At 36.9% G+C, this 10,879-nt stretch carries 8 protein-coding genes, 1 riboswitch and 1 other annotated feature; of the genes, 4 read left to right on the forward strand and 4 right to left on the reverse strand.

All coding sequences use genetic code 11. The annotated features are described in order from the left end of the window. Positions 1-350: 350 nt before the first annotated feature. Complete coding sequence (locus tag Q1A47_RS18450; protein ID WP_026681494.1) at positions 351-659, reverse strand: rhodanese-like domain-containing protein; 309 nt, start codon at positions 657-659, stop codon at positions 351-353. A 107-nt stretch (positions 660-766) separates the two neighbouring features. Between Q1A47_RS18450 and Q1A47_RS18455 the strand changes: the two genes are divergently transcribed. Beyond that, positions 767-1,513, forward strand: coding sequence for a hypothetical protein (locus Q1A47_RS18455; protein ID WP_166530994.1), 747 nt, complete (start codon positions 767-769; stop codon positions 1,511-1,513). Positions 1,514-1,756: 243 nt separating this feature from the next. Here Q1A47_RS18455 and leuS read toward each other — a convergent pair whose 3' ends face one another. Next, positions 1,757-4,168 (reverse strand): leucine--tRNA ligase, encoded by a 2,412-nt coding sequence (leuS, locus tag Q1A47_RS18460; protein ID WP_166530995.1) that lies wholly within the window; start codon positions 4,166-4,168, stop codon positions 1,757-1,759. Positions 4,169-4,228: 60 nt separating this feature from the next. Beyond that, positions 4,229-4,441, reverse strand: a binding site (T-box leader). Between the two features lie 106 nt (positions 4,442-4,547). On the opposite strand from leuS, the gene Q1A47_RS18465 reads away from it, so the two are divergent. Then, entirely contained in the window at positions 4,548-5,111 is a 564-nt protein-coding gene (locus Q1A47_RS18465; RefSeq protein ID WP_121605561.1) for a class I SAM-dependent methyltransferase, read from the forward strand. A gap of 193 nt (positions 5,112-5,304) precedes the next feature. Here Q1A47_RS18465 and Q1A47_RS18470 read toward each other — a convergent pair whose 3' ends face one another. Beyond that, positions 5,305-6,387 (reverse strand): tetraprenyl-beta-curcumene synthase family protein, encoded by a 1,083-nt coding sequence (locus Q1A47_RS18470; protein ID WP_246484929.1) that lies wholly within the window; start codon positions 6,385-6,387, stop codon positions 5,305-5,307. A gap of 80 nt (positions 6,388-6,467) precedes the next feature. Here Q1A47_RS18470 and Q1A47_RS18475 point away from each other — a divergent pair, with 80 nt between their 5' ends. Then, the gene (locus Q1A47_RS18475; RefSeq protein ID WP_026681499.1) at positions 6,468-6,989 is read left to right on the forward strand and encodes a gamma carbonic anhydrase family protein; all 522 of its coding nucleotides are present in this window, start codon (positions 6,468-6,470) and stop codon (positions 6,987-6,989) included. A 270-nt stretch (positions 6,990-7,259) separates the two neighbouring features. Here the strand turns inward: Q1A47_RS18475 and metK are convergent, their stop codons facing one another. After that, positions 7,260-8,456 carry a methionine adenosyltransferase gene (gene metK, locus Q1A47_RS18480; RefSeq protein ID WP_026681500.1) on the reverse strand — a complete coding sequence of 399 codons (1,197 nt, stop codon included), beginning with the start codon at positions 8,454-8,456 and terminating at the stop codon, positions 7,260-7,262. Between the two features lie 297 nt (positions 8,457-8,753). After that, positions 8,754-8,864, reverse strand: a riboswitch (SAM riboswitch). Positions 8,865-9,132: 268 nt separating this feature from the next. Here metK and pckA point away from each other — a divergent pair. After that, a complete protein-coding gene (pckA, locus tag Q1A47_RS18485) occupies positions 9,133-10,719 on the forward strand; it encodes a phosphoenolpyruvate carboxykinase (ATP) (RefSeq protein WP_166530996.1) in 1,587 nt (528 codons plus the stop codon). Positions 10,720-10,879: the final 160 nt, after the last annotated feature.

Consider the following 10,879-nt stretch of genomic DNA (forward strand, 5'->3'; position numbering starts at 1 on the left):
AAAAAACAGTTGCATGTTTTTCTCTTGACATACTGGTTGTTTTGTTCAGTTTTCAAAGAGCAAATTAGTTTGCTGCTGTCAAAAACACAGCGTTTAATATAATACCAAATCAAAGAGATTATGTCAACTAAAAGACGACTTTGATTTCACAACAATAAAAAACAATCGAATGAACAAATTCGACATTTTCTATATCGCGGATTGTTATTATAGCATCAATCCCATTTAACTGTCAATAAAAAATTACATGTTTTTTAAATGTATTACTTTTTTTGCGACAGCAATAAATATAATACAGTTCGAACAGAAAAAAGTCAACCCTTTTTTCTGTTCTCATCAAAATTCCCCTTCTACTTCGTAACAGCACCTTTCCATTCAAGCATGCCACCAGTCATATTAGACACATTATAACCATTTTCACTTAAAAACTCTGCTGCTCTCATACTTCTTCGACCTGAGCGACAGACCAATACATGGTGTTTTGATTTGTCCAATGAATTTATCGCATCTGGAATTTCTTGTAACGGTATATGTTTAGCATTTTTAATCATACCTTGAGCTACTTCTTCATCTTCTCTTACATCAACAACCTCAATGTCTATTCCTTCTTTTAATTGACTTTCTAATTCTTCTGGAGAGATTTCATTTATTTTTTCCATCTTATCACCCTTTATCGTTCATTCATGTTTATGATACGTTTTCTGAGGATAACTTGCAACTTCCTTACACACACTAGCATTAATAAAAAATATTGGAGAGATGGTATATGAAGTATTTGATTACTATTATATTTATTTTTCTTGTATCATTAGGATTATCTGTTGATAACTTGAAAGCAACAGAAACAAAGGCAACATTAATTCATACGTACGAAGCTGATGTAACTGGTGATGGTCAACATGAAAAAATTGAGCTAAAAGGTATTTTGTTTTCACCAGATACGACATTTTATCGAAAGGTTTGGGCTTCTATTACTAGCAATAATCAAAAGTGGAAAATAAATTACAATGGAGGTTATGATCCTTCACTACAGTTAATTGACTTAAACCATGACACTATTAAAGATATTTTTTATCAGAGCGCAACGGGCGGAAGTGGTGGTTTATATAATTATCAATTAGATACCATCACAAATGATAAAATAAGTAATATACCATTGCCTGAGCAAACATACCTTAGTGGTGAATTTGAAGATAATTTCAACGTTACCATTCAATTAACTCCAAGTGAAAAACCGATTCAAATAGATGTCAAAAATCGTGCTGATGATTATATAAGACTTGGTATATACAATAAAGAAGGAAAATTACTTGAAACAAATAAATCTGTAATGATTGATCCCATTGCCTTCTTCGAACCATTATTAATTAGTGAAAGTAAAGGATATGGTTTAAAAAGTTATCAACAAATAAGCGGGGCTTATCATGCGGACAGGCTAGGAACAGTTGAAACAATTTGGTATTTTGAAAATGGCAAATGGATTATCTTACAAACTAAATGGATCCCCTCTTAAAATAAAGAACCTATTTTAGCATAAAGCAAAGCCGAACGAATTGGTACCTACCTCAGAAGTTAGTTTTTTCACTCTAACTTCTGGGGTAATCACCTTCAAACCCGTTCGGCTTTTGTTAATTCTACTATACGTAAAATCCAAGGAGAGAAATGACCACAGTAAATCTCGCCTGTATAAAGCTTTTATCACTTCATTATAATTTTGCTCGTCTTTAATGATACGTATGTGCGAGTCTTCTTTCAATTAATTTGCTACGATATTGACTAGCTTACCGGGTACTACGATGACTTTACGAATAGTTTTCCCTTCAATTAGTGCTTGAATCTTTTCGTTTTCTAAAGCTGTTTTTTCCAGCTCTTCTTTAGATATGTCTTTAGAAACACTAATTTTCGCTCGTACCTTACCCATTATCTGTACAACGATTTCAACTTCAGCTTCAACCAATTTACGCTCATCGTATGTTGGCCATGGTTCATAGCTGATCGTTTCTGTATGGCCCAAAACACTCCATAGTTCTTCTGACACATGTGGTGCAACTGGAGATAACATCTTTACGAACCCTTCCATATAAGCTTTAGGAAGTTTATCCGCTTTATAACCTTCATTGATGAACACCATCATTTGTGAAATACCCGTATTAAAATGGAGATGATTAAAATCATCTGTTACTTTTTTCACTGTTTCATGGTACACCTTATCTAAGGCTGTATTCCCTTCATCTACTACTTTCTCTGATAATTCTCCATTTTCACCTACAATTAACCGCCATACTCGATCAAGGAAACGTCTAGCGCCATCTAAGCCATTTTCTGACCAAGCAACGGATGCATCAAGCGGTCCCATGAACATTTCATACAGTCGAAGTGTGTCCGCACCATGCGATTCGATAATATCATCAGGATTAACCACGTTTCCTTTCGACTTACTCATCTTTTCATTTCCTTCGCCAAGTATCATCCCTTGATTAAATAATTTCATAAACGGTTCTTTTGTAGGAACCACGCCGATATCATAAAGGAATTTATGCCAAAATCGTGCATATAACAAATGAAGGACAGCATGTTCTGCTCCACCAATATAAATATCAATCGGTAACCATTCTTCAAGAGCTTTTGGATCCGCAATTTCATTAGGGTTATTCGGATCAATATACCGTAAGAAATACCAGCAGCTTCCTGCCCACTGAGGCATTGTGTTTGTTTCTCTTCTACCTTTCATACCCGTTTCTGGATCGATAACATTTACCCAATCGCTATTTGCTAATGGTGATTCACCATTTCCAGAAGGCTTAATATTATCCATTGCAGGGAGCTCAAGCGGTAATTCCTCTTCTGGTACAGTGGTCATTGATCCATCTTCCCAATGGATAATAGGAATAGGTTCACCCCAATAGCGTTGTCGTGCAAACAGCCAATCTCGTAAACGATACGTAACTTTCTTCGTACCTTTACCAGTTTCCTCTAACCAGTCAATCATTTTTGCTATGGCTTTCTCTTTATCCAATCCATTTAAGAAATCAGAATTTACGTGTTCACCGTCACCCATATAGGCTTCTTTCGTAATCTCTCCCCCGGCTACCACTTCTACAATTGGCAATTCGAATTTAACTGCAAATTCATAGTCTCGGTCATCATGTGCGGGGACTGCCATAATAGCTCCTGAACCGTAGCTCATTAATACATAATCAGCGATCCATATTGGCATTTTTTCTTGATTAACTGGATTAATGGCATAGGCCCCAGTAAATACACCTGTTTTATCCTTAGCTAAATCCGTTCTCTCCAAATCGGATTTCGTTTGGATATCTTTAATATAAGTATCAACAGCAGCTTTCTGTTCATCTGTCACGATCTTTTCAACCATTGGATGTTCAGGAGCTAATACAGCATAAGTTGCACCGAAAAGTGTATCGGGTCTAGTCGTAAATACCGTAAACGTTTCATTTGAATGATCAACTGAAAACTGTACTTCAGCACCTTCTGATCGCCCAATCCAGTTACGCTGCATATCCTTCAAGCTTTCTGGCCAATCCAATTCATCTAAATCTTCGAGTAAGCGATCAGCATAAGCAGTTATTTTCAACATCCATTGCTTCATAGGTTTCCGAACAACAGGATGACCGCCTCGCTCACTTTTCCCATCTATTACTTCTTCATTCGCTAGAACCGTTCCTAAAGCAGGACACCAGTTCACAGCAACCTCATCCATATAAGCTAGACCTTTTTCATAAAGCTTCGTAAAAATCCATTGTGTCCATTTATAGTAATTCGGATCCATTGTACTAATTTCACGATCCCAATCATAGGAAAATCCAAGTGCTTGAATTTGTCTCTTAAAAACAGCAATATTTTGTTCTGTAAAATCCGCTGGACTATTTCCAGTATCAATCGCATATTGCTCAGCCGGTAAACCGAAAGCATCCCATCCCATTGGATGAAGTACTTCGTAACCCTGCATCCGTTTCATTCTTGAAATAATATCTGTTGCTGTATAGCCCTCTGGATGCCCTACATGTAATCCAGCACCAGATGGGTATGGAAACATGTCTAACGCATAAACTTTTTCTTTTTCAGAAAATGTATCCGTTTTGAATGTTTTGTTTTTCAACCAATACGTTTGCCACTTTTTTTCAATTTGTTGATGATGAAAACTCATTACATTTCCTCCTTTACTTCTACATATGTTTTTGTAAACGAAAAAAAGCCACTCATCCCTATAAGGGACGAGAAGCTTTTCCCGCGGTACCACCCAGATTAATGCAAATTCCTGCATTCACTTGAGATCCGTAACGTGGATCCACGGCAGAAACTACTTTATCACTTCTGCAACATTAAAGGTGAGTTCATAAATTTCCAGGGACAGTTTACACCAACCACTGCCTCTCTTTTCCTGTAGGGATTTATTACTAATCCTTTGCATAGTCATTATCGTATATGATGTATAAGAATTGTAATGAATTCCATACACTTTGTCAAGACAATACTACGTATAATCTGGTAAAATAAGTCTAACCATCATATTAAAGGAGTATACCATGTTACACGGAATATTACATTATGCCCATTATTTATTGGAAAATTCTATAGAAAAAAATGAGACGGTAATTGACGCGACTTGTGGTAATGGTAATGACACTTTATTTTTAAGTAAAGTTGTCGGTGAAAATGGACGAGTCATTGCTTTTGACATTCAACAGGAGGCGATTCGTTCTACGAAGCAAAAACTAGTAGAAAATAACCGTGAGAATGTCGACCTGATCCTTGACAGTCACGCAAATCTAAAAAAACACTTACCCTCCGAAGAAATTCTATTAGGTGGGGCTGTGTTTAATTTAGGTTATTTACCAAAAGGTAATAAATCAGTTATAACCAAAGGAACTTCAACAATTACTGCAATCGATACGATATTAAAGTATTTAAAGCGTGGTGGATTGATCGTAATTGTGATCTATCATGGACATGAAGGAGGAAAAGAAGAAAAGGAAGCTGTAATAAAACATGTCATGAGGTTAAATCAACGATGGTATCATGTTTTACAATATGGCTTTATTAACCAAAAAAATAATCCGCCTTTTATAATCGCTATTCAAAAAAGATAATAATGGTCTATCTCCATGCAAGGTACGCCTAGTTTCTGAGCGTGGCCCAACACGCGCCTATTTATCCACATGGGCAAATTTTGTAATTTCCTAGACTACCAGTAAAGTGGAGGACCTCCTCCACTTTTATGCTACTATACGTATTTTCATTTTCCCTTTTTATGAATATCATCCTTAAAATATCTCCCGCTACTCAATCCTGTCGACTACTAGTAACTAATCTTTTTAAGTAATAATAACTTCTCGTGTTCCAGTGAAAAAATTTCGAAGCTACTCCACTCGCTTTTAATAATTGTCGCTTCATTTGACGAGAGCCGTCAATTAACTTGAGCTTTTCATCTCCTAAATACAACCCAACTAGACCCTGCAGTACCATTTGATGAAATGGAGCATCTGGTAGCATCGTTGAATTAACGTGAGCTTCTAATAAAAAGTGCCGAAATCGTTCCTGCATCGTGATTTGATCTGGGTAATAATTACAGAAGTTCAAATCTTCCTCTTCTTTATCCTCCACTTGGTCGATATAATAATCAAGTAAAATATGCAAGCACTGAATATATGGAAAATATCCAGATACTAATCGGCTTGCTCTGTCTGAACTAAGTCTCCCAGCAAACCCATAGCAGGCCAAACAATATATTCCAAGCGTAGATCCTGCTGCTGCTGAAAATTCATACCAGCTTAACGGATATGCATTCATATTCTCTGACCACTTTGTTAATCGTGGTATACGTTCTTCCATGATCACATGCTTGTGTACCTGTAAATCCATATACAATTTTGCCAATTTAAGCGCATGCTCTTGGAAAAGATCAATGTGATTTAGTGATGCTAGTGCTTCATTACAAGTTCTAACTAACTCTTTCAAATACCCTTTGTCATCCTTACTTTCAAAATACTTATAATAATCCGTTTTACTATCATTACAAGATAGTGCATCTATCATAGCATGATGTAACAATCGGAAATTTTCTGGATCCATAGAATTACTACGATCACAAAGATTATCTAAATAGTCACTTATCGTTTGATATGCAACAATAAATCGTACAGCTTTCTGCCAGTTTTGATGTGCTAATATGCTATAAACTGCTCCTCCTTGACAATGAAAACGTTTGGAAGAAATACTTGATAAAGCCTGAGTTCTCAATTCTTGATCGGGAATTTCCGCAGCACGTTTTTGCCAATAAACTAACTCTTTCCTTACAGCTGGAAAAATTTTCAGATAAACGGTTGCCATTAAAATTATTGGGTTATTTGGTACATGATTGCTCAACTTGCTGCCTCCAATCTACATTGTCCCCGCTATAATTTTGTTATACTGTTTATATCACCATATTATCCAGGAGGATTCAAATGATACATTCATATAAAGAAAAACAACCACAAATTCATGAAACTGCATTTATTGCAGAGGATGCAACCATCATCGGTGACGTTACAATTGATGAATATTCTAGTATATGGTTTAAAACTGTAGTTCGTGGAGATGTTGCACCTGTGAAAATTGGTAAAAGAATTAGTATTCAAGATCTGTCCATGCTTCATCAAAGCCCTAATCTTCCCTTAATTATCGAGGATGATGTGACAGTCGGACATCAAGTGACCCTGCACTCCGCCATGATTAGAAACAAAGCTTTAATTGGTATGGGTTCCATTATTCTTGATGGTGCGGAAATAGGTGAAAATGCATTTATCGGAGCCGGAAGCCTTGTGCCACCTAGAAAAACGATTCCGCCACATACGTTAGCTCTTGGTAGACCAGCAAAAGTAATCCGAGACTTAACTCTAGAAGATTACGCGGAGATGGAACGTGTACGAAAATCATATGTAGATAAAGCAATCTACTACAAAAAATATACAAATTCCGGTAAGTAACTTCAAGAACAAAAGCGATTGGAGCTAGTCAACGGAGATAAAGGAATCACGGTGTGCTTGCAAGCCAATGATGACTTAGATTAGGGCGATTCGTGAAGTCACCTAGATTCTGTGCGCTGGAGCTGGACGCAGCTCAACACGCCTTCTTTATCCTTATGGAAAATATTGTAATTTAGACTATGAAAAAAGGCAGCCTAGAAGATTAAATCAGCTAGGTTACCTTTTTTCGTATCATAACCATTGTGAAGCTAAAGGATGATCAAGACTTTACTACTTAATAAGTGCTTTCAATTGCTCAACTTTGTCTGTCTTCTCCCATGGAAATAAAATGTCTGTTCTTCCAAAATGCCCGTAAGCAGCAGTATTTTTATAAATAGGTTTTTGCAAGTCTAACATACGAATAATACCTGCTGGTCGTAAATCAAATAATTCTCGAACAGCTTTTACTAGTTGCTCTTCATTTACAACACCTGTTCCAAAAGTGTTTATCGAAATAGAAACAGGTTCTGCTACACCAATGGCATAGGCTAGCTGTACTTCACAGCTTTTGGCAAGCCTGGCAGCCACTATGTTCTTTGCGACATAACGGGCAGCGTATGCAGCTGACCGATCAACTTTAGTAGAGTCTTTTCCACTAAACGCTCCGCCACCGTGTCTAGCATAGCCTCCATACGTATCAACAATAATCTTTCGACCTGTTAAACCTGCATCCCCCTGAGGTCCACCAATAACGAAACGGCCAGTTGGATTAATAAAATATTTAGTCGTCTCATCTAATAACTCATTTGGTACTATAGGGCGTATAACATGCTCTATCAAATCTTTTTCTATTTGCTCTGTAGCTATATCCTGATGATGCTGTGTAGAAATTACGATGGTATCAATTTTAACAGGTTGATCATTTTCATCATACTCAACGGTTACCTGTGTTTTACCGTCCGGTCGTAAGTATTCTAATGTCTTATCCTTCCGAACGTCAGCGAGACGCTTTGCCAACTTATGTGCCAATGAGATTGGAAGTGGCATCAATTCGTCTGTTTCATCACAAGCAAAACCAAACATTAAACCCTGATCACCAGCACCTATTGCAGCAATCTCTTGATCGCTCATTTTTCCTTGTCTTGCTTCCAATGCTGTGTCAACTCCACCAGCAATATCAGGTGATTGTTCATCAATGGCAGTTAATACTGCGCATGTCTCCGCGTCGAACCCAAATTTTGCGCGAGTATATCCGATTTCTTTTATAGTTTTACGAACAATAGCAGGTATATCTACATAAGTAGTAGTGGATATTTCACCCGCTACAAGAACAAGTCCAGTTGTAACAGTTGTTTCACATGCCACTCGGGCATTTGGATCTGTTTTTAATATCTCATCCAAAATAGCATCTGAAATTTGATCAGATATCTTATCTGGATGTCCTTCTGTTACTGATTCAGAAGTAAACAAACGACGATTAGCAGCCATGTTGCTAAATCCTCCTTCAAATATCGATTACGGAACTCTATTTATCAAATATGCTCATTCAGTAATAAGTACTAAGGTTAAACTGAAATAAGAAAGGCACCAGAAAGATTACCTACTACCGTATATTCTATTGTCACTCCTGGTTCACACGTACACGCAGGCGAATGACAATTTAGCTTAGAAATTGACTAATATGTTTATAATCGGGTTAAAGTTAGTCATCTACGTGTAGAATTTTTATAACTAATAAAAAAAGCCTTTCCCGCTTGTCATGAGGAAAGGATTGCTGGCCTTTCGCTCTTATTGTTCAAGGAAAAAAATCTCCTTGCATCAGGTTAGCACCTTTTCACTAAAGTGATGGTTGCTGGGCTTCATTGGGTCTGTCCCTCCACCAACTCTGAATAAGAGAGTATCCGTTCGAAACTTAGCTTATCGGAAGAAGCTTAATGTGTCAACTAGTTTAACTGTATTCTCAGAAGTTTTTTACTCATACTAAAGGAAAGAAAGATTCTGAACGACATTTTTTGCTGTAAACATTCAACATCTTATAAAAATTATTTTATATTTAGTATGGACTATTAACTTAAATGTGTTATACTAATAAACATATTCAGGATTATTTGGTCGTTCAACAAAAGAACGTGAATACAATTTCACATAAAGGCAGGTATTTAACATGAAAACGGTAGAAAAGTCTTTCGTAAAAGAATTATACACGCATAAACAGCTACAAACAAATTTATCCGTACCTCAGCTTGTTGAAAGAATTTTAGCAAGAGAAGAAGGCATGTTAACCACAACAGGTGCAGTTCAAGCAACAACAGGATCTTATACCGGTCGCTCCCCAAAAGATAAATTTATTGTTACAGATGAAGTAAGTGAACAGCAGGTGGATTGGGGAACAGTAAATCAATCCATTGATGAATCTGTATTTGATCGATTGTATGAAAAGGTTATTTCCTATTTAAAAAATAAAGAAGAGCTATTCCAATTTAAAGGATTTGCTGGTGCAGACCACGCGTATCGCTTACCAATACAAGTTATTAACGAATATGCCTGGCACAATCTATTTGCACGGCAGTTATTTATAACTCCAACTGCTGATGAGTTACTATCACATCAAGCTGAATTCACAGTAATATCAGCCCCTACTTTTAAAGCAGATCCTGAAGTAGATGGTACGAACTCAGAAGCGTTTATTCTTGTTTCTTTTAAAAAACGAATCATTCTAATAGGTGGTACCGAATATGCAGGTGAAATTAAAAAGTCTATCTTTTCAGTGATGAATTTCTTACTACCTCAACAAGATGTATTATCTATGCACTGTTCTGCTAATGTTGGCAAAGAGGGAGACGTGGCTTTATTCTTTGGTTTATCCGGCACGGGGAAAACCACCTTATCTGCTGATCCTTACAGAAGATTAATTGGTGATGATGAGCATGGTTGGGGTCCAAATGGAGTATTTAATATTGAAGGCGGATGTTACGCAAAGTGTATTCATTTATCTCAAGAAAAAGAGCCGCAAATTTATAATGCAATACGATTTGGTTCTGTCCTTGAAAACGTTATTCTTAATAAACAAACAAGGCTACCTGATTATGATGACACAACTTTAACAGAAAACACAAGAGCAGCCTATCCAATTGAAAACATTGATAATATCGCAGTGCCAAGTATTGCTGGGCATCCAAATACAATTATCTTCCTTACAGCAGATGCTTCGGGAACATTGCCGCCAATAAGTAAATTATCAAAAGAGCAAGCAATGTATCATTTCTTAAGTGGCTACACAAGCAAGCTTGCAGGTACGGAGCGAGGAGTGACAGAACCACAGGCTACGTTCTCTGCATGTTTTGGATCACCATTTTTACCTTTAGCTCCGGCAAAGTATGCGAAAATGCTTGGTGAAAAAATTGATTTTTATCAATCAAACGTGTTTCTTGTAAACACAGGATGGACTGGGGGATCTTACGGCATTGGTAAACGCATGAAGCTGTCTTATACACGTGCAATGATTCATGCTGCATTAGAAGGTGAACTCAATAGTGTAGAGACAATAAGAGATAATATTTTTGGATTGGAAATCCCTATCCAAGTTCCAGGTGTTCCCGATGACGTCTTAGTTCCCGAAAACACATGGGAAGACAAAAACGCTTATCAAACGGAAGCAAAATCACTTGCCATGAAGTTTCATCAGAATTTCCAAAAATTCACGGAAGCAAGCGCTGATATTATGCAGGCTGGGCCAATTTATAAAGGATAATTTATCGTTTCCTCATCCCAAAAGGATTTATTATAAATGAGTGAAAAAAGTTGTATAATTTACTGTTCAGCTATAACAGCTGGTTGGGGCTGGGACATAACTAGCCCTTATGAAGTTAAAAAAGATTCCAGTTATCAAAAAATGATAGCTGGAATCTTTT

The sequence above is a fragment of the uncultured Virgibacillus sp. genome (assembly GCF_947495635.1).
GTDB lineage: Bacteria > Bacillota > Bacilli > Bacillales > Amphibacillaceae > Virgibacillus > Virgibacillus salarius.